At 55.2% G+C, this 19,780-nt stretch carries 24 protein-coding genes; 23 read left to right on the top strand and 1 reads right to left on the bottom strand.

The window, feature by feature from the left end; all coding sequences use genetic code 11:
* The first annotated feature begins 79 nt into the window (after positions 1-79).
* From trkA to A0U42_RS02845, 14 genes are all read left to right on the top strand, one after another.
* A complete protein-coding gene (gene trkA / locus A0U42_RS02785; RefSeq protein WP_065359774.1) occupies positions 80-1,423 on the top strand; it encodes a Trk system potassium transporter TrkA in 1,344 nt (447 codons plus the stop codon).
* 1 nt (position 1,424) lies between these two features.
* The gene (locus A0U42_RS02790) at positions 1,425-2,879 is read left to right on the top strand and encodes a TrkH family potassium uptake protein (RefSeq protein ID WP_065359775.1); all 1,455 of its coding nucleotides are present in this window, start codon (positions 1,425-1,427) and stop codon (positions 2,877-2,879) included.
* A 109-nt stretch (positions 2,880-2,988) separates the two neighbouring features.
* Complete coding sequence (locus A0U42_RS02795) at positions 2,989-4,038, top strand: GspE/PulE family protein (RefSeq protein WP_065359776.1); 1,050 nt, start codon at positions 2,989-2,991, stop codon at positions 4,036-4,038.
* A complete protein-coding gene (locus A0U42_RS02800; RefSeq protein WP_044503693.1) occupies positions 4,029-4,985 on the top strand; it encodes a type IV pilus twitching motility protein PilT in 957 nt (318 codons plus the stop codon). The genes A0U42_RS02795 and A0U42_RS02800 overlap by 10 nt, the downstream gene beginning before the upstream one ends.
* Positions 4,986-4,987: 2 nt before the next feature.
* Positions 4,988-6,040 (top strand): type II secretion system F family protein, encoded by a 1,053-nt coding sequence (locus A0U42_RS02805; RefSeq protein ID WP_065359777.1) that lies wholly within the window; start codon positions 4,988-4,990, stop codon positions 6,038-6,040.
* A 13-nt stretch (positions 6,041-6,053) separates the two neighbouring features.
* Complete coding sequence (locus tag A0U42_RS02810; RefSeq protein WP_065359778.1) at positions 6,054-6,419, top strand: competence type IV pilus major pilin ComGC; 366 nt, start codon at positions 6,054-6,056, stop codon at positions 6,417-6,419.
* Positions 6,420-6,422: 3 nt separating this feature from the next.
* Positions 6,423-6,869, top strand: coding sequence for a prepilin peptidase (locus A0U42_RS02815; protein ID WP_065359779.1), 447 nt, complete (start codon positions 6,423-6,425; stop codon positions 6,867-6,869).
* Positions 6,866-7,291 (top strand): hypothetical protein, encoded by a 426-nt coding sequence (locus tag A0U42_RS02820; RefSeq protein ID WP_065359780.1) that lies wholly within the window; start codon positions 6,866-6,868, stop codon positions 7,289-7,291. Before A0U42_RS02815 ends, A0U42_RS02820 begins: the two co-directional genes overlap by 4 nt.
* Positions 7,239-7,724 carry a hypothetical protein gene (locus tag A0U42_RS11765; RefSeq protein WP_255304085.1) on the top strand — a complete coding sequence of 162 codons (486 nt, stop codon included), beginning with the start codon at positions 7,239-7,241 and terminating at the stop codon, positions 7,722-7,724. The genes A0U42_RS02820 and A0U42_RS11765 overlap by 53 nt, the downstream gene beginning before the upstream one ends.
* Entirely contained in the window at positions 7,639-8,109 is a 471-nt protein-coding gene (locus A0U42_RS02825; RefSeq protein WP_255304088.1) for a hypothetical protein, read from the top strand. The genes A0U42_RS11765 and A0U42_RS02825 overlap by 86 nt, the downstream gene beginning before the upstream one ends.
* Positions 8,110-8,111: 2 nt before the next feature.
* The gene (locus A0U42_RS02830; protein ID WP_083122203.1) at positions 8,112-8,522 is read left to right on the top strand and encodes a hypothetical protein; all 411 of its coding nucleotides are present in this window, start codon (positions 8,112-8,114) and stop codon (positions 8,520-8,522) included.
* Positions 8,523-8,533: 11 nt separating this feature from the next.
* Positions 8,534-9,280, top strand: coding sequence for a hypothetical protein (locus A0U42_RS02835; protein ID WP_065359782.1), 747 nt, complete (start codon positions 8,534-8,536; stop codon positions 9,278-9,280).
* A 15-nt stretch (positions 9,281-9,295) separates the two neighbouring features.
* Positions 9,296-9,805 carry a hypothetical protein gene (locus A0U42_RS02840; RefSeq protein WP_065359783.1) on the top strand — a complete coding sequence of 170 codons (510 nt, stop codon included), beginning with the start codon at positions 9,296-9,298 and terminating at the stop codon, positions 9,803-9,805.
* Positions 9,789-10,265, top strand: coding sequence for a hypothetical protein (locus A0U42_RS02845; protein WP_141669490.1), 477 nt, complete (start codon positions 9,789-9,791; stop codon positions 10,263-10,265). Before A0U42_RS02840 ends, A0U42_RS02845 begins: the two co-directional genes overlap by 17 nt.
* Positions 10,266-10,489: 224 nt before the next feature.
* Here A0U42_RS02845 and A0U42_RS02850 read toward each other — a convergent pair whose 3' ends face one another.
* Positions 10,490-10,927, bottom strand: a complete 438-nt coding sequence (locus tag A0U42_RS02850) for a hypothetical protein (RefSeq protein ID WP_065359785.1) — start codon at positions 10,925-10,927, stop codon at positions 10,490-10,492.
* Between the two features lie 408 nt (positions 10,928-11,335).
* On the opposite strand from A0U42_RS02850, the gene A0U42_RS02855 reads away from it, so the two are divergent.
* The 9 genes from A0U42_RS02855 (at position 11,336) to cobK (ending at position 19,778) form a co-directional block, all read left to right on the top strand.
* Complete coding sequence (locus A0U42_RS02855; RefSeq protein WP_065359786.1) at positions 11,336-12,511, top strand: iron-containing alcohol dehydrogenase; 1,176 nt, start codon at positions 11,336-11,338, stop codon at positions 12,509-12,511.
* Positions 12,512-12,530: 19 nt separating this feature from the next.
* Positions 12,531-13,451: an AEC family transporter gene (locus A0U42_RS02860; protein WP_065359787.1), complete on the top strand. Its 921-nt coding sequence runs from the start codon at positions 12,531-12,533 to the stop codon at positions 13,449-13,451.
* A 68-nt stretch (positions 13,452-13,519) separates the two neighbouring features.
* Positions 13,520-14,518 carry an aldo/keto reductase gene (locus tag A0U42_RS02865; protein WP_065359788.1) on the top strand — a complete coding sequence of 333 codons (999 nt, stop codon included), beginning with the start codon at positions 13,520-13,522 and terminating at the stop codon, positions 14,516-14,518.
* A 148-nt stretch (positions 14,519-14,666) separates the two neighbouring features.
* Complete coding sequence (locus tag A0U42_RS02870) at positions 14,667-15,302, top strand: flavodoxin family protein (RefSeq protein WP_065359789.1); 636 nt, start codon at positions 14,667-14,669, stop codon at positions 15,300-15,302.
* A gap of 13 nt (positions 15,303-15,315) precedes the next feature.
* Entirely contained in the window at positions 15,316-16,389 is a 1,074-nt protein-coding gene (locus A0U42_RS02875) for an alpha/beta fold hydrolase (protein WP_065359790.1), read from the top strand.
* A 28-nt stretch (positions 16,390-16,417) separates the two neighbouring features.
* On the top strand, positions 16,418-17,014 hold the full coding sequence (locus A0U42_RS02880; RefSeq protein WP_044503709.1) for a flavodoxin: 597 nt from the start codon (positions 16,418-16,420) through the stop codon (positions 17,012-17,014).
* Between the two features lie 276 nt (positions 17,015-17,290).
* Positions 17,291-18,334, top strand: a complete 1,044-nt coding sequence (locus A0U42_RS02885) for a cobalt-precorrin 5A hydrolase (RefSeq protein WP_065359791.1) — start codon at positions 17,291-17,293, stop codon at positions 18,332-18,334.
* Between the two features lie 14 nt (positions 18,335-18,348).
* A complete protein-coding gene (gene cobJ, locus A0U42_RS02890; RefSeq protein WP_065359792.1) occupies positions 18,349-19,080 on the top strand; it encodes a precorrin-3B C(17)-methyltransferase in 732 nt (243 codons plus the stop codon).
* On the top strand, positions 19,077-19,778 hold the full coding sequence (gene cobK / locus A0U42_RS02895; RefSeq protein ID WP_065359793.1) for a precorrin-6A reductase: 702 nt from the start codon (positions 19,077-19,079) through the stop codon (positions 19,776-19,778). Before cobJ ends, cobK begins: the two co-directional genes overlap by 4 nt.
* The last annotated feature ends 2 nt before the right edge of the window (positions 19,779-19,780 follow it).

Genomic DNA, 19,780 nt, shown 5'->3' on the forward strand with positions numbered 1-19,780 from the left:
TGAAAGGGAAGGGGCGGGCATGGCCGTCGATTTGTCTTTTATCGGCTGTTAAGGTGATTTTCAGGAGGAGGTTTTTCCTTTGCGCATAGTTGTCGTAGGGGCCGGCAAGCTGGGCTACAGCATTGCCGAGCTGTTATCGCATGAACAATTTGATATCGTCGTCGTCGACCATGATGAAGAACGGCTGGAGGTCGTCCGCAACACCCTCGACGTACTGACCATTCTGGCCAACGGTGCCAGTCCGGTTACGATGGATGATCCCGATATTCACGGATCGGACCTCCTCGTCGCTTGTACGGCGACGGATGAAGTCAATCTGGTAGCCTGTATTTTAGCCAAGAAACACGGCATTAAATACACGGCCGTCCGCATCCGCGACATGCAGTTCCTGACCGGGGCCAAGGATTATCTGAAAAAGAATTTTGATATCGACCTGGTCATCAATCCGGAAATGATTACGGCCCGTGAAATCAACCGGATTCTCCTGACGCCGGCAGCACTCAATGTCGAAGATTTTGCCAACGGCAAGGTCCGTCTGTTTGAAACCAAGATCACCCGCCATTCGCCGCTGGTCAACGTGCCTTTTAAGAATATGAATATGCCGCCGTCAGTCCTGGTAGGCATGATTTTCCGTGACCAGCGCATGATCATTCCTCACGGGGACGATCGCCTCTATCCGCACGATAATGCCTATTTTATCGGCGATGCCAAGGCCATTGAAAAATTCAGTGAAAATTTTGTGCCCAGCAATATCGAAACCATCGAGCGGGTCATCATCATCGGGGCCGGCCGGTCGGGCCGTTTTTTGGCGCCCATGCTGGATAAAGAAGGCTTCCAGGTCAAGATTTTCGATAAGGATCATGAACGGTGTCTGCAAGTGGCTGAACTGATGGATGACGGCTTGGCTATTCACGGCGACGGGACCGATATCGACCTCTTAGAGCAGGAAGGGATTGCCGATGCCGATGTCGTCATCTGCCTGACCGACGACGACCGCCTGAATTTGATGCTGGCCCTCATTGCCAAGCACTTGGGAGCTAAGAAGACCATCGTCCGTGTATCCCGGATCGAATACGGCGGACTTATGGAAAAAGTCGGCGTCGATATCGTCTTATCGACGCGGCTCTTGTCGGCCGGTGAAGTCCTGGCCTTTGCCCGGGGCGGCGTCGTATCAGTCTCGCTCCTCGAAGGGGCTAAGGCCGAAGCCGTCGAAGTCATCGTACAAGAAGGGGCGCCGGTCATCGGCAAACGACTGATGGATCTCAGCCTGCCCAAGGAATGCCTGATCTGCGCTTATGTCCGCGATGGGGAAGCGTACATTCCGAACGGCCAGTCGGTCCTCTTGGAAGGCGACCGCATCATCCTCTTCAGTCAGACAGAACACTCGCAAAAGGTCATGCAGTACTTTAAAGGCAGGGAGTAGCATGGACAGACATATCTTGTTCTATCTCGTCGGCAGGATCATCCTGGTCAACGGACTGAGCCTGATCATTCCTTTGACAGCCGGCCTTCTTTGGGGCGAAAGGGGACTCTTATACTTCGGGCCTTCCCTCATCGCCGCCGTGGCCTTAGCAATTTTTTGCCTCTATCGCGGCCGCCATCATAAGCGCCAGGTCGGGGCCGGCGAGGGTGCCTGGTATATGGTCCTCGTCTGGCTGGCATTGAGCCTGTTGGGGATGGTGCCGTACCTTATTGCCGGGGTCTTTACCTCGCCGGCCGATGCTTTTTTTGAAAGCGCAGCAGCCTTTACGACGACGGGGACGTCCGTTCTTGCAGACGGCGGTGCCGCCCTTCCGTCGTCGCTCCTCTTATGGCACAGTCTCATGGGCTGGCTGGGGGGCTTAAACTTTATCCTCATGCTGGTTTCGGTCATGCCCTTGGTGAGCGGCTGTTTCGGCCTGACCTTATCGGTCCATCAAAGCGTGTCTTTCAGTCCTATGGTGGCCAGTATGCAGGACGCAGCCCGAAAGGTAGGATGCATCTATTTGGCCATTACGATGTTTTCTATCTTTCTCTATTGGCTGGCCGGCCTTTCGCCGACGGCAGCCGTCAATCAAGCCCTTCTGACCTTGTCGACGAGCGGCGGCGATTCGCTCTTCGATTTTTTCCGTTATGACAGTCGGGCTCTCGAAGGAGCGGCGGCCCTTTCCATGCTCCTGGCCAGCGGCAACTTCCTCTTGTACTGGAAGGGCTGGGAACGGCGCAGTCTGAAAATCTTTCTGCACGACGCCGAACTGCGGTATTTTTTGATGATGTTCCTCGGCGTCAGTGCCGTCGTATCCTTCCACCTGTGGCACTACGGCGTCTACGATGGCTGGGATAACCTGCGCTACGGCTTTTTTCAGGTCTTATCCTTTATCAGTACCAGTGGTTTTGCGTCGACGTCGATGGAGTCCTGGCCGGAATTTGATAAGTATGTCCTGTTTTTACTGGCCTTTATCGGCGGCTGTATCGGATCGTCCACAGGGGGGCTCAAGGTCATGCGCTTTATGGTGCTGTTTAAAATGACCTCTCGGGAACTGCAGCGGACCCTTCACCCGCATATGGTCGTTTCCTTGAAAATAGACGGCGTTCCCGTCGATATGAAAATTGTCAGCCGCGTCCTCAGTTACTTTTTTTTAGTCATCATGACCTTTTTTGCATCGATGCTGATCATATCCTTAGCCGGCGTCACCCCGATTCAGGCCATGGCCATGGCCGTCGGCTGTCTCTCCAGTGTCGGTTCGACGATGGCCCTCTTTGGCGTCACCGATGTGGCATCGCTCCCGGCGTGGACGAAGGTATACTGCGGTTTTTTAATGATTTTAGGCCGCATTGAAATATTTCCCGCCCTGTTGGTCATTCAGCACAGTGTCAGTTATGTCTGGCGCCGTTGGTAAGCCTTGGTAAGAATGTGCTGTGGACGGAAATCGTTCCGTTAAAAAACAATTAAATCACCTTAGATCATCTCCTTTTCATGCTATGCTGGCAGGGAAAGGAGATTTTTTTATGGATGTGAACGCCTTATTTCAACAAGCCGTCGCGGCCGGTGCCAGTGACATTCATATCGAACCCTTGGATGAATTCGTCCGCATCCGCTGGCGAAAAGACGGGGTCCTCCATGCGGCAGGGCAATTGCCTCGCCAGCGCCTCGACAGCCTCGTCAGCCGCATCAAGGTCCTAGCCGGCCTCGACATTGCCAATCGGCGCCTGCCTCAGGACGGGCGCATCGTTTGGAACGAGGGAAATCGGCGTCTCGACCTTCGCATCAGCACCTTGCCGACGGTTCGCGGGGAGAAAATCGTCGTCCGCATCCTCGACGGCAAGCGGATGCCTTTGGAGTTGTCAGCTCTCGGCATGGACGGCGAAGCCCGAGCCTGCTTAGAGAAACTGGTCTGCCGCCGGCAGGGGCTGATCCTCATTTGCGGTCCGACGGGGAGCGGCAAGACGACGACTCTCTACGCCGCCCTTCGCCATATTCACGATGAGCATCTCAGCATTGCTACCTTAGAAGACCCGGTAGAAATATTGATCGACGGCCTGTCTCAGAGTCAGGTGCAGCCCAAAGGCGGTATGGTCTTTCAAAACGGGCTGCGGGCCCTCTTGCGTCAGGACCCGGACGTCCTCGTCGTCGGCGAGATCCGCGACGGGGAAACGGCGCAGATTGCCGTCCGGGCGGCCCTTACGGGACATGTCGTGTTCAGTACCCTTCATGCGCCGAGTGCCGTCGAAGCGGCCGTCCGCTTGAGCGATATGGGCGTTCCGGCCTACTTAGCTGCCGATGCCTTGACGGGCATCGTATCTCAGCGCCTCGTTCGCCGTAAAACCGCTTCCGGTTCGTATGAAGGACGCTTTTGTCTCTGTGAAGTCGTGCCGGCCGGGCCCTGTTTTAAAGACGCTCTTCGCCGGCGTGTCGATCTTCCCGCCTTGACGGCAGCGGCAGAAGGCGACGGCGCCGTCTTGTTACCGGCAGTTATACAGCGGGCCCTTGCCGGCGGGTTGACTGACGAAGCAGAACTTCGCCGCGTCTGCGAGGGAGGACGAGGCCTATGGACATGACCGCCCTTATGGAACGGGCCATTGCCGGTCGGGCTTCGGACCTCCATCTCCAAGAGGGACGGCCGCCCATGATGCGGGTAGCTGCAGGGCTTTCCTCGGTTTCTATGGAATCCGTAGACCGCTTCGGGATGGACCGAGCCCTTCACACCATCGGCTGGTCGTCTGAACGCGACGGTGACGGGGCTTTTTCATGGAATTCGTCCCTTCGCTGCCGCCTCCACGTCTGTCGGGAAGAGGCCGGGCTGCACCTCGCGATTCGTTTCCTCTATCCTTTGGCAGACCTCCCGGAAGATCGGGATCAGCTTTTGTTGACCCGTCTCGGAACATTGTCGAGCGGGCTGGTCTTGGTCTCAGGGCCGACGGGCAGCGGTAAGACGACAGCCTTGTGGCGGATTTTACACGGCATTAATGAGCGGCGACGGTGTCACATCGTCACCTTGGAGGACCCTATTGAATACGTGGAAAGAGGGGACAAAGCACTCATTACCCAGCGCGAATTGGGCCGCCATTTCCCGTCCTTTCAAGAAGGCATCCGTCAGGCCCTGCGGCAAGATCCGGACGTCATCCTCATCGGGGAAATGCGCGATCGGGAAACGATGGATGCGGCCTTGACGGCAGCTGAAACGGGGCACCTCGTCTTTTCAACACTCCATACGCCGTCGGCTGTCCATACGGTAAGCCGCATTGCCAGTGCCTACGGGTCCGACGGGCAGGAAGAAGTCCGCCATCGCCTGTCCATGGTCCTTCAGGCCGTCCTTTCCCAGCGCTTGGTTGCCTGCGGGGAAACCTTAGGTGTGGCTCGGGAAATCCTGGTTCGTACACCGGCGGTTTCCCAGCTCATTCGCAGCGGGAAAGAGCATCAGCTGCCGACGGTCATGCAGACCGGAGCGGCCCTTGGCATGCGAACCATGGATCAGGCCTTGGTCCGCTTGACGAAGGGAGGGTGACGATGTTTTCACCATCGCCGCGCCTCGACGGGAAAAGCCTGGCTTTTTTCTTTCGCCAATTGGGGATGCTCTTGACCAGCGGCGTCCCTTTAGTCCAAGCTTGGAAACTATTGACGTCGGATATGAAGAAAAAGCGCCGACAAGCCCTGCATACGGCGGCTCTTCACATGGAGCAGGGCATCCGTCCGTCGCTGGCCATGCGCCGTTGCCAGGCTTTTCCCACCTTGGCCTGCCGACTCATCGAAGCCGGGGAACAGACGGGGAATCTCGATACCATCTGTCAGGTACTGGCTGATTTTTATACCCGGTCCGAGAAAGACCGCCGCATCCTCTTTGGAGCCCTATCCTATCCGGCCTTCTTATTGGCCTGTCTCTTGCTTTTGATGACAGGTGCCGTATTCTTCATCATCCCCGTCTTCGTCGACATGATGGCGCAGATGAACGTAGCTGTCCCCAAGGGGACGCAGTACCTCCTTTCAGTTTGCGGCTGGCTCCGCCGGCATGGCATCTATATCCCTTTGGGAATAAGCCTAATGAGTTTCTTTCTGGTGCGGGCCTGGCGGGACGATACGTATCGGTTGGCGATGGAAAAAGCCGTCCTTCGTGTTCCCGGTGTTCAGTCCTTATTTTTGGCGTGGGCCTGGCAGCGCTTCAGCCGCATCTTAGCCGTCCAGCTGTCCGGTGGAATTCCCTTATTGGAATGTCTGTCCGGCGCCGGCTCCGTCGTACCGTCGCTCTCGTTTCAGAACTACGTCCGCTGCCTCCGTTTTCGGTTGGAACGGGGACAGACCTTCAGCCAGGCTGTTCACGACAGTCCTTATGGCACGGCCTATATCGAGACCATGCTCACCGTCGGTGAAATGACCGGGAAATATGACGATGCCTTAACGGCCATCGCCGTTTATTATGACAGCCGCCTTCGTCGGTGGGCGGCCGGCCTGCAGCGCTGGCTGGGGCCCTTTGTCCTGATCATTGTCGGCGTCTTTATGGGATTTTTGATGTTTTCGCTGCTCTTGCCGCTGCTCGATATGGCATCTTCCGTCGTTACTTCTTGAAAGGAGTCTTATCATGACTATGCGAAATGGTTTTTCTATGTTAGAAATGTTAATCTGTGTCTCTATCATCCTGGTCTTTGCATCCTTTGCCGTACCGAAGTTCACGTCGGCGACCAAGACGGCGCAGGAAGCCAAGGTACAGGCCGATATCCGCACCATCAGCAATGCTGCCGCCCTTTATGAAATCGACCACGGTGAATTCCCGACGACTGTCGATGAGCTGGTCAATGTGGACGGCCAAGGACGGCAGTACCTGCAATTTAAGCCGCTGACGCCGGATAAAGAAGAGTACCGCATCGAAAATGGCGTCGTTTCTGCCGATTATAACGATAAGCATTATTCTTCTGATTCCGACGCAGGCGTGCCGGCCGGAACCTAAGCCATGGATCTCTTTGGCCTTTGGTATGGCTTGGCTTTTGGGGCTACGGCCGCCATTACCTATACCGACCTCAAAGCCTATTGGATTCCCGATGCTCCCGTTGTCGCCCTGGCAGTCGGCAATATCCTGTCCTTGGGCCTTGGCCTCGTCCGACCCTCGGTCATGGCCGTCAGTGCGACGATTTTCTTTTTTCTCCTCCTCTACGTCCTCTGGCCGAACAGTATCGGCAGCGGTGACATTAAACTGGCCTTAGCCCTCTCTATCGGCTGTCCGGCGGGAGGGGCCTGGCTGATGACCGTGACGGCTTTCTTGTCCGCGACGGTCATCTCCCTTCTCTGTTGGAGCCTAAAGGGGAAGACCATCCTTCCCTTTGGGCCCTTCCTCCTCTTTGGCTGGTGGCTTTCACAGGAGATTCACTTTCAGTGGCTCGGTATCGGTCTCGGCTTATGAAACGACACAATGGATTTATTCAACTGACAGGCCTGTTGACGGCTGTGTTCCTCCTCGGCCTTTATTTGGCCTTGGCTCTGAGCAGCAGCCAGTCCCTCAGCCGTCATCAAGCCCTTGACGGCCTCGTGCGGGAGTTGGTCTTTGATATGGAAATCGCCCGTCAGCACAGCCTTGGCAACAACGTCGGCAAAGATTACTGTAAATTGATGCTGCAAGAGGATCGGTATGTCTTGCAGCATCGTTATCGAGTGAAGAAAAAAAGGCCTTACCCGCCGGGAATCCGGGTGACGAAAGGAGTGGTACAGTTCGATGTTTACGGCCGTCCGAAGTATAAAATGGTGGTCGTCGTTTCGGCAGACGATGAGCGCTGTGAGCGGCGCATCATCGTGGCGGCTCAGACCGGGCGCATCCGCATCGAGTAGGAAGAACGGCTTTTTCTTCCTGGCTGACGGCATGGCAGCCTTTTTTATCGGAGCCGTCCTGCTGTTGGCCGCCGGAGCCCTTGCCGTCCAAGCCCTGGAGCTGCATCGGCGGGCTGCCTCTCGCTATCAGGCGGTCATGGTCGGCCGTCAGGCCATGGAACGGTGGAAGGCCGGACTGCCTTTGCCGGATGAGATAGAAGTGGCCGGACATCGTTATGGAATCCGGCATCGGCAGTATGGCGAGCAACGAGGGTATACGGTATGGGAAGTCGAGGTGGACGATGAAGGTGGCAAACCGTTTTTCTGTCGGCGCCTGGGGCCGATTCCGCCGAAAGAACGGCTGGATGATGATGGATATGCTGCTGGCCATGACCTTCGTCGTCCTGGCCGTGACGGCCTTCCTGCCCCTGATGGGTCAGACCGTGAGCTTTGATAGAAGGGCCCATATTCAAGAGGCCTTACTGCGTCAGGCCGTGAGCATTGAAGCGACCTTGTTCCAGGACTTGGTCTACGGTCAGGAATGGGACGTGTCTTTCGACAGTATTCGCTTTACAACACCGCAGGGGAGGCGCAAAGGCTTTCTGGTACACGGGGACGTCCTCTTTGTCCGCCTCAATGACGGGACGTATCAGCCGCTGACCGGCGGTGTCGGTACGGTCAAGGGCTGTCGAATTCTGATTTATCCTTACGACAAAAGGCCCTTCTTTTCTCAGGAAGGGCAGGCCGTTGCCGTATCCCTTCTTCTCGTAGAGGAAGAAAGCGGGCTGTCCCTGCCGATTACGCTTATGGTAACGTCGTTGAATGAAGGAAGGCGATGAAGATGCGAAACAGATTCTTTTCTTTTTCGATGACGGCCATGGCCGTCCTGACCTTGTCCCTGGCTATGACGACGGCTTTGCTGGCCGTGAGCAGCCTGCAGATGGTTGCCATATATGAAAAGAAAGTCCGCCTGCACTACTTGGCGGACAGTGCCGTCCGAGAAGGATGGCAGGAGGTACAACGAAATCCACTTCCTTATTTTCAACGTCACGCCGTGGACGTGCCTCAATCGGCGCAGCTGGCCGAAAAGGGAGAAGCCGTCACTGTCGAAGTTCAGGGCGACCGCGGGTATTTGCGGGCCCTTGCCGTCGATGAAGCGGCATCGTTAGAACAAACGAGCAGCCTTTTCTTTGAAGTAGTACGGCATGAAGACGGTCAGTATGAATTGCAGCCGCTTCATTATCGGGATTGAGAGGTGAGAGTATGCGGCAGTGCAGAAATGCCTGTCTGTGGCTGATGGGGCAGACGATTCGCGTTTTAAAACAAACACGCAAATGGTATGGTCCCGTCGCCTTTTGTCAGGGCCATACGGAATGTGAGCGACAATGGAAGAAGGATTGGCTTGATTTTCCTGATGAAATTCGGGCCAACATGCCGCTGTTATTGGATCGCTACGGCCTGTCCGGCTGGCGTATCCATATCGTCGTCGGCGGACCGGATATGATATGGAAGCGTATTCCTTTAGCGACAGCAGATGCGGCCGAGGCCCGGGAACTCATTCGGGGGGCCGGTTTGCTCGACGAAGATGGGAAGCCCTATGGCTTTGACCTTGCCTGTCCTGAAAAAAATCGAGACGGGCTCTATGACTGGATCGTCGGCGCCTATCCGGCGGACTGTATCGAGGCTTTGTGCCAATCCGTCGTCGATGCCGATGCCGTCCTTGTTTCCTTGGACCTGCTGCCTGCTTTTTTTGGACGGATTAAACCGGAGGGGCAAGGCCTCCTGTCGTTCCGGGATGAAAGGGTCCTCCATACGGTACATCTGCAAAACGGCCGGCCCCTGGCCTATGAGCTGCAAGAAGGTGCGCCTCTTTCAGAAGGGGCTTCGCCGTTTATGTGGCAGGGAGACGGGGAGACGGAAAGCCGCCCCTTGTCGCCGTCGAAGGCCGTTGCTCAGGTCATGGAACAGTATGGCCTGTCTCAGGCGACGGCGTCCTTGATTCTGCTGTAAGGGAGCGTGGTGAGCGTGAAATGCAACTTGATACCGCCGGCATACCGGCAGCCTCGATGCCTTTGGGGAAAGCCCCTTACGCTGGGACTCTTGGGATTGGCCGGACTCTTTTTGGCAGGCGGAACTTTTTTTCAATACCAAATCGCCCAAGAGAAAATGCATTATGAAAGGGTACTCTATCCGATCCAAGAGAGGATCAAAGGCCATAACGACCGGATCCGAGAGGGGCAGGCCTTGGTCGAACGACAGGCCAACGGGCGGCAGGAGACGTCTTTTTCCTGGCCTGTCTTGTTCGTGGATCTGGCCCTTTCCAAACCGGATACGGTCGTTGTCACCAGGGTCAGCGGCCGAGACAGGGGAGCCGTCATCGAAGGCTTGACAGCGACTCCCGACGGGGCCCGAACATGGCAGGGCTATTTACAGGCCGGCGGGCGGTATCAAGCGGCGGTGACCCGCATGCAGCCTAAAGGCGGCGAAGCCGTCCCTTTTTCCTTAGAAGTGAGTTGTCATGAAAAAAATTCTTAAAGGGCGGGCGTGGTCACCGTCGTGGATCCTGGCGGCCTTACTATTGGCGGGGCTCTCTCTGGGGTATGCTTGGATGTCGTATCAATCTTTTACAGCCTGGAAAAGTCTCCGCAGCCAGCTTCAAGTCTATGCCCATAAAGATTTTTCGGCTTCCGCAGCGGTGCCGGACGGGAGTGCTGCCGATATGGAAGGGGCTGTTTCAAATCTGATCGACAGTCATGGACTGACCCTCTTGTCGTGGCACCAGGCCCGACAGGGCGACGGCCAGACCCTGATGATGGAAGGCCCTTTTGCCTCGATCCTGTCGTGGCTCAATGACTGGCAGAATGAAATTCCCAACGGGGCAGTAAAGGTCATCGAGTGGGTGCCGACGGGCGAATCGACGGTTATTACCGTCGAAGTGTCGGGCCCTCCGGGGCATGCTGTCAAACAGAGAAAAATGGCTGAGCCAGGCTCCTAGATAAGTGGGAACGCTTTCTGTCACCGTCATGGAGACGGAGTCAGGGGGAATCGGTGAAACATCCTTTTCCACAGATAGAGTTCTTGGTCCGTTGGTTACGGGCATCTGAAAAAGCCACTGATGACTAAATCAGTCGTCAGTGGCTTTTTGTCGTAAAAAATCAGAAGGCGAATTTCGGATACATAAATCAGTCTCTATCCGGTACGAATCGATACGCCGATTTGTCAGTCGCCCCAGTCCATCATATGGTCGATAAAGGTGTCGATCCGGTCGCGTTGGCGCTCTTCCGGAGTTTTTTCCCGCGGGGCAGCATAGCACGGACCGTGGTGATGATAGGTGCCGCGACGGCCGTCCTGGCGGTAATGGGGATAGTAAGGCAGGGTATCCTGATGGAAGAAGGTTTCCGTATTGTACGTGTGGACGGCCTTGTTGTACTGGTCGACGGCGTCTCTTCGCCGGGCCAGGAGTTCGTCAATCTGTTTATCGACGTCGCGGACATAGGTGTCCAAATCTTTCCGATAGGCGTCCATTTCGGATCGGCTGGCCATCTCCGCTGAGAAGGGTTCATGGCTGCTGGAAAAACGTTCTTTGGCATCTGCGCCGATGGGCAGGGCCATTGCCAGGGAGGCTAGGATGGCAATAGACATCATTTTTTTTGACATAGCGTGTAGTCTCCTTTTTACATAAAATACATAGTTATTATACCTTATTTTTACACCGGACCTCAAGTTCTATTCGGAAGTCATGACCATAAGGAAAATCTTTCCGTTTCTCCCAAATCCATCTGCCGTCCCTGTTTCGGGAGATGGCGTTCAAAGCCGCTCCGACTGACAAGAGAATAGGAACGGCTGCCGGAGGTTTCAACAGGATTTTCGGCCGAAGGCATGTTTTTAGAAAAAGTTTTCAAAAAAGACTTGACCGGTAGTTAATACCGAATGATAAGATAAGTTTGTACCTGAGGTGAAGGACGGGACAGCCCCGTTTGTAAGCCCTTTTGGAAGGTTAGATACTTTTTGTTGCTTTTACACAGCCTCTTGGCTGTTTATAGATATTGGATAGGAGACGATGAAATGGAAAACTTTGTTTTTGAAAATAGTACAAAAGCCTATTTTGGAAAAGGCTGCGTCGGTCAATACTTGCCGGAACTCTTGTCCCATTACGGGAAGACGGTCATGGTGGCCTATGGCGGCGGCTCCATTAAGCGGACCGGCATTTACGATGAAATCATGGCGATTTTGACCAAGGCCGAAAAGAATGTCGTCGAATTTTCGGGTATCATGGCCAATCCGACCTATGCCAAGGTCCTCGAAGGGGCGAAAATCGCCAAAGAACAGGACGTGGACCTCATCTTGGCTGTCGGCGGCGGTTCGGTCATGGACTGCTGCAAAGCCGTGTCCCTGGCTGCCGTCTATGACGGTGACGTGTGGACTGATTTTTGGGCTAAGGCCGGCACCATCGACGTCAAACCTATTCCGTTAGGCATCGTCATGACCGTATCGGGAACGGGCAGTGAGATGAACGGCGGCGCCGTCATTACCAACGAAGACGTAAAGGTTAAGACCGGCCGCGATTACCCGGCCCTCAACGCGCAGTTTTCCCTCCTCGACCCGCTTTATACCTACACCGTTCCTAAACTGCAAATAGTTTCCGGCGCCTTTGATTCCTTTACGCACATGATGGAAACCTATTTCAGCGCCCCCGATGTCGATAATGTGTCGGACAGCATTAATGAAGCCCTCATGAAGAGCGTCGTCCGCAATCTTCGTAAGGCCATTGAAAATCCCGAAGACTACGAAGCCCGCAGCAACCTGGTCTGGCTCTCGACGATGGCTGAAAACCGGATTCTCAAATTGGGAAAGAAGGGCGATTTCCAAGGCCATATCTTGGAACACTCCCTGGGGGCTTTTACGGACTGCAACCACGGCTGCGGCCTGGCCGTCCTCTTGCCGGTCTATTACCGCCACATTAAAGTTGAAGGGGCGGAAAAATTTGCCCGCTTTGCTAGCGAAGTTTGGGGCATTTCCCCAGAAGGGAAGACGACGGCCGAACTTGCTAACGACGGCGTCGAAGCCTTGGCCTCTTTTGTAAAGGAAATCGGCCTGCCGACGACCTTGCGGGAACTGGGCATGACGGACGACCAAAAAGATTGGCTGCCCCGCATAGCTGCCGGTTGTATCGCTTCGCCGGGAAGCTACAAGCACCTCGAAGGTGATGAAATATTGGCCATCTTTGAAGAAGCCTGGTAGGAAGGATAATGAGGAACTGATGCTTATTTTACAACAAATGATTATTTTCGTCCTGCTCATGGCCGTCGGCACCTTGGCCCGTCGCTATGAAATCCTGACGCCGGCCAATCAGCCGCAGATTACGAAACTGGTGGTCAACATCGCTTATCCGGCCATTATCTTATCGGGCGTTACCGGCAAGGGCCCCCGCATTGAAGGGGCGGAACTGGCCTATGCCTTCGGCGTCATCCTGGCCATGCTGGTTTTGCTCATGGCCTGTGCCTGGATCCTGCCGCGGATCCTCCGCTATCCCAAGAAGCACTACGGCATCGTCAATGTCATGGTCATCTTCACCAATATCGGTTTCATGGGCGTTCCCATGATCGACGGCATTTACGGGAAGGATGCCCTCATTTATATGACCGTCCTCTTGATTCCTTTTAATATTCTCTTTTTCTCCTATGTTATCCAGACCATCAAAGGCAGTTCTGACAAGAAAGAACCCTTTCGTTGGCAGAGTTTGGCCAATACCGGCATGGGCGCCTGCATCCTGGCCATCATCCTCTACCTGAGCGGCATCGAGCTGCCGTATATACTGGCTCAGTCGATTACCATGCTCGGCAGTATGACGGGGCCTTTGGCCATGATGCTCCTCGGTTCTTTCCTGGCCGATACGGAATGGAAGGGCATGATTAACGGCAGAATCATCGCCTTTACGGTCCTCAAGATGATCGTCATTCCCATCGTGCTGACCCTAATTCTCGGCCGCTTCGTCGACAACACCTATTTACTCGCCGTCTGCATGGCTGCCTTGGCGACGCCGTCGGGCAATATTATACCGCTTCTGGCAGCCGTTTATAATAAAGACGCTTATCCTGTCTCCGTAGAGGGCATTGCCTTGACGACGGCTGCCGCCGTGGTTACCATGCCAATCGTCGCTGTCGTCACCGGCCTTGGTTGAACTCAGGGGAGAGGGTAACTCATATAAATTTTGTGATTATTTTATGTTATGAAGAAAGGATGACTTTTATGAAAACTCGCACCTTAGGAAAAGATTTTACCGTATCGGCCGTCGGTTTAGGCTGCATGGGCATGAGTCACGGCTACGGCCAGCCCAAAGATGTTAAGGACATGACAGAATTATTGGCCAAGGCCGTCGATGCCGGCTATACCTTCTTCGATACGGCCGAAGTCTATGGGACACCGGACGATCCTCACGCCAATGAAACCTTGTTGGGAGAAGCCTTGAAGCCTTTCCGCGACCGCATCCAGATCGGCACCAAATTCGGCATCCACTTCGATATGACGTCGCCCGAGCCGAATAAGCCCATCGTCCCCGATGCCCGTCCGGAACTTATCCGCAAGTCCGTCGAAGACTCTTTGAAACGCCTTCAGACCGACCATATCGACATCTATTACCAGCATCGCCAGGACACCAAGGTCCCCGTCGAAGACGTAGCTGCCGTCATGGCTGACCTCATCCGGGAAGGGAAGATCCTTCACTGGGGCCTGTCCGAAGTCGACGCCGACACCCTGCGCCGGGCCCATGCCGTCTGCCCGGTCACGGCCGTACAGAACCGCTATTCCATGATGGCCCGCTGGTACGAAAAAATGTTCCCGGTCCTCGAAGAACTGCAGGTCGGCTTAGTTGCCTTTTCGCCCATGGCTAACGGTTTCCTGACGGCTCGGTACGATGCGAATTCTCAATTTGATCCCGATACGGACTACCGCCGGAATATGCCCCAGTTCCAGGCCGATGCTATCGAAGAAAACAAGGCCCTTTTGCAGTGGATCCAGGACCTGGCTGCATCCAAGAATGCTACGCCGGCACAATTGTCCCTTGCCTGGATGATTTCTAAAAAGCCGTGGATCGTACCTATTCCGGGAACGACCAACCCGAATCGTCTCTTAGAAAACGGGGCAGCCGCGGACATCGAACTGACGGCTGATGAAGTACGCCAAATTGATGAAGCCCTGGATAAGATACAGATGTCGTCCGTCTTTGGCGGCACGGTCGTTCGGGGCTGATCTCCTTTGATTGGATAAGCCGGCTGTCTTTTCGCAGTCGGCTTTTTACAAAGATTGCAAATTACAAATAATCTCTTGACTTAGACTCAAGGCTAAGGTATATAGTATACTAATGGAGTCAGGTCGGGGGTGAAAAGAGGAAGATACAATGAAAGTATTACTGGTAAACGGTTCACCCCACCAAAATGGCTGTACCTATACGGCCCTTCAGGAAGTGGCTCAGACCTTGGAAAAGCTCGATATCGAAACGGAATTCTTTTGGATCGGCGTCAAACCGATCGGTGGCTGCATGGCCTGTCATAAGTGCCGTGACATCGGCCGCTGCGTCATTTCCGACATCGTCAATGAATTTCGGGAAAAGGCCTTGTCGGCCGACGGCTTCGTCTTCGGCTCACCCGTCCATTATGCGGCCCTGGCCGGCAATATGACGTCCTTTATGGACCGCGTCTTCTATGCCGAAGCCAATGGCAACGGCAATAAGGCCTTTTATCTGAAGCCGGCAGCGGCCGTCATTTCGGCACGCCGGGCCGGGACGACCGTGTCCTTTGACCAGATGAATAAATACTTTACCCTGCAGGAAATGCCTATCGTCTCGTCGCGCTACTGGAATGAAGTCCATGGCGCGGCGCCGGAAGAAGTCTTGGAGGATAAGGAAGGCCTGTATACCATGCGGGTCTTAGGCCGCAATATGGCCTATATGCTGCGCTGTCAGGAAGCGGCCCGCCAGGCCGGCGTCGCTCTTCCGGAACGAGAAGAACCGATTTTTACCAATTTCATTCACTAAAGGAGGTACCCTCATGAAGTTGAAAACGACTGCGGCAGCTATCTTGGCTGCGACACTGATTACCGGTTCGGCTTTTGCCATGAAGCCTGTGACTATCGTCGACCAGGGAAGTTTTTTGGCCGGCGGCACGGTGGTTACGGCACCGGGCGAGTATAAGGGGACGACGGAACCGACCAACAATGCCGGCGAAACCCTGCACGGTGACCATGCCTACGTCTTTTATCAGGAACCGAAGAATGCCCGCCGTACGGCCCTCGTCTTCCTTCACGGTTACGGTCAGTCGGCCAAGACCTGGGAAACGACGCCCGACGGCCGCGACGGCTTCCAGAATATCTTTTTGGAAAAACGGTACAAGACCTATCTCGTCGACGAACCGCGGCGGGGACGGGCCGGTCGTTCCACGGTGGCAGCCTCCATCAGTGCCCGGCCGGACGACCAATTGTGGTTCAATAATTTCCGTATCGGCCAGTGGCCTGATTATAACGATAACGTAGCCTTCCCCAAAGATGCCGCGTCGCAAGACCAGTTTTTCCGGGCTATGACACCGGACACGGGGGCTTTTGACGGCCATGTCGTCGCCACCGCCATGACGGCTGTCTTCGATAAGGTCGGCGACGGCGTTTTGATGACTCATTCGGCCGGCGGCGGTCCCGGCTGGGAAACGGCCATGGCCTCGTCCCACGTAAAAGGCGTCATCGCTTTGGAACCGGGCACCTTCCCCTTCCCGGAAGGGATGGTTCCGCCTGTGGAAGAAACGACCAGCCCATTCCCGACTAAGGGGACGGCCGTTTCCATGGACGATTTCATGAAACTGACTAAGATTCCCATCGTCGTCTATTATGGAGACAACATCCCGAAAGGCGATACACCGGTGGCCAATTGGGGCGAAGACACTTGGCGCATCCGCTGGAATCTGGCCAAGAAATGGGAAGCTGTCGTCAACCGTTACGGCGGCCATGTGGAAGTCGTCAGCCTGCCCGATATCGGCATTAAGGGCAACACCCATTTTATGATGTCCGACCTCAATAATGAGGAAGTGGCCGACGCCATCGCTGCCTGGCTCCATAAACAGGGTTTAGATAAATAATTTTATTATCGGACAAGGGGGATTTGGTATGTGGAAAAAAATCATGAGCGGTTTATTGATGGCCGTCGCCTTAGTGACCCTTACGGCCTGCGGCAGTACGGGGACGACGGCGGCACAGCCTGCATCGGATGGGGCTAAGGCTGCCGCTTCTCAAGGAAAGGTCTTAGTCGTCTACTTCTCGGCAACAGGCAATACGAAACGCGTGGCCGAAACGATTGCCAACCATGAAAATGCGACGGTCTTTGAAATCAAGCCGACCGAGCCGTATTCCGACAGCGACCTTAACTATCGTGATGACAACAGCCGCGTCGTTCGTGAACACGCCCAGCCTCAGCTGCGGCCGACCTATGAAGGCGACGTCGCCGACTGGGATTCCTACGATACGGTCTACATCGGCTACCCCCTGTGGTGGCAGCAGGCGCCGCATGTCGTCTATACCTTCGTGGAAGGTCATAACTTCAGCGGCAAAAAGGTCATTCCTTTCTGCACGTCAGCGGCAAGTTCCCTCGGTGACAGCGGTCAGAACCTGGCCAAGGCAGCAGGAACCGGTGATTGGCAGACCGGTGTCCGCTTCAATGGCGGGGCCAGCGACAATGACGTCTTGAACTGGCTGCAGCAGCAGTAAGAAAAAATCCGGTAGGAATCGATTCCTTAGGGAAAAGATAATAAAAAAAGAGATTTTTTGTTCCGAGCAACCTCGACGGGCTGCTCGGAATTTTTTTACGGAAAAACGGAATCTATGCTTTTGTTGTCGGAAAGGGAGTGTTCGGGATAAAGGATTGGATTGCTATATAGATATCGATACACACTATAGACCGATATCGATATAAATATGGTATAATATCTTTGGTTTATATTAACGGATGGCAGAGGCACCGATTTTTTAGAAGGGGGACAGGTCGTGAACGCAGTTGTTTTTTCCTTTACCAAAGCCGGAACGGCCCTTGGCGGCAGGGCAGCAGCCTTCCTTCAGCAAAATGGCTGGCAGGTCCGCCGGGCGACGCTCGCGAAGTTTGCCGTACCGCCGGCCGTCTCCTTTGACCCGTCTCTGCGGGAAGAAACGGGCCGGGCTTTTCAATCGGCACGGCTCCTTCTTTTCGTCGGGGCAGCGGCCATCGCCGTGCGGTCTATTGCGCCTTTTATCCGTAAAAAGGATCAGGACCCGGCGGTTATCGTCATCGACGAAAAAGGGCAGTTCGTCATTCCCATCTTGTCCGGCCATATCGGCCGGGCCAATGACTGGGCCCGTCAATTGGCTGAGGCCATAGGGGGACAGGCCGTCATTACGACGGCAACCGACGTCAATGCCTTATTTGCCGTCGATGAATGGGCTGCAAAGGCTGGTCTGCGCCTATCTTCTCTGACGGAGGCCAAGGCCTTTGCTGCGGGCCTTCTGGAAAGGGGACGAGCCGGCTTGTACAGTGAGTTTCCCATTGAAGGCCCTTTGCCGCCGGGCTTGGTCATGACGACGGATTGTGAAACGGGGTTGATTGTGACGACGAAAGAGAACCTGTCCCTTTTTCAAACTGCCGTCATGGTAAGACCGACTATCCTCCACATCGGCATCGGCTGCCGCCGCGGAACCTCATCCTCGGCTATTGAAAATGTCGTCTCATCGGCCCTTAAAGAGGCCAACCTCTCGAAAGAGGCCGTGGCGGACGTCAGCACGATTGATGTCAAACGAGACGAAGAAGGCCTGTTGGCCTTTGCTAAAGGGCAGTCGTGGCCGATCTATTTCTTTTCGGCAGGCGAACTCAATGACGTCCCCGGTTCCTTTACGGCATCGAGCTTTGTCCGACAGACCGTCGGGACGGATAACGTCTGCGAAAGGGCTGCCGTCAAGGCCAGTGGCGGCGGCAAGCTCGTCGTTTCCAAAAAGGCCGGTCAGGGTATCACCGTGGCCGTTGCCTGTGAATCGTATATACTCCGATTTTTAAATGTTTAGAAGGGTGTGATTTCATGAAACCACATATTTACGTCGTCGGCATCGGTCCCGGCTCTGAACAGGGCATGACCTTGGAGGCCAAGGCTGTCCTCGAAGGCTGCGACTGCATCGTCGGCTACCATACATACATCGATTTGATTCGCGGCTATTTCCCTGACAAGGAATTCGTCGTCACCGGCATGACTCAGGAAGTGGCTCGCTGCCGCTTGGTCTTGGAACGAGCCCTTGAGGGGCAGAAGGTGGCCATCGTTTCCAGCGGCGACGCCGGTATTTACGGCATGGCCGGCATCATGCATGAAGTGGCTGCCGATACGCCGGACGTTGACATCGAAGTCATTCCCGGCGTCACCGCGGCCAGTGCCGGTGCCGCTCTTTTGGGGGCGCCCCTCATTGCCGACGCCTGCCTCATTTCCCTGAGCGATCTTCTGACGCCGTGGGATAAGATTGAAAACCGCCTCGACTGCGCCGCTGCTGGGGACTTTGTCATCTGCCTCTATAACCCGGCCAGCAAGAAGCGGTCTGATTACCTTGAAAAGGCCTGTGACATCATCCTGCGCCATCAGTCGGCCCATACGCCGGCCGGCATCGTCCGCAACATCGGCCGTGACGGTCAAGACGTCAAGATTCTTACCTTAGGCGAATTGCGAAACCAGCACCTTGATATGTTCTGCACGGTCTTTATCGGCAACAGCCAGACTAAGGTCTTAAACGGCAAGTTAGTCACGCCTCGAGGCTACCGGTTATGATCGGTCCGGTGTGGATTGCCGGCGGGACGACGGAAGGGCGGAAACTGGCCGGTTACGCCGCACGCTTTCAGGTCAAAGCCTTCGTCTCCGTAGCGACAGCCTACGGCGCGTCCTTATTGCCGAAAAGTCCTTATGTGACCGTCCTGGAAGGCCGCATGGATGAGGGACAGATGGAAGCCTTCCTTCGGGATAAGAAAATCAGTCTTGCCATCGACGCCACCCATCCCTATGCCACGGTCGTCACCGACAACATCAAGGCAGCCTGCCAAAAGGCCGGTGTCCCTTATCGCCGCATCAACCGACGGGCCGGAACGTACCGGACGGATGGCCGCACCATCGCCGTCCGCACCGTCGACGAAGCCGTCGAAGTCCTGAGTCATACGGATGGGGTGGTGTTTTTGACGACGGGCAGTAAGAACCTCGATGCCTTTGCCAAGATTCCGGACTATGAAAATCGGGTCTATGCCCGTATTTTACCGGTCAAGGCTTCCCTCGAACGGGCCTTGGATTTGGGCTACCCGCCGTCGCGCCTCATTTGCATGCAGGGGCCTTTCTCGGCGGACCTCAATGCGGCCATGTTTAAAGAGACCGGGGCCCGCTACGTCGTCACTAAAAATTCAGGCCACACCGGCGGCTTCCAAGAGAAACTGAAAGGGGCCGAACGAACGGGAGCGACGGTTATCATCATCGAGCGCTGACA

Source organism: Megasphaera sp. DISK 18, from assembly GCF_001682955.1.
GTDB classification, from domain to species: domain Bacteria; phylum Bacillota; class Negativicutes; order Veillonellales; family Megasphaeraceae; genus Megasphaera; species Megasphaera massiliensis.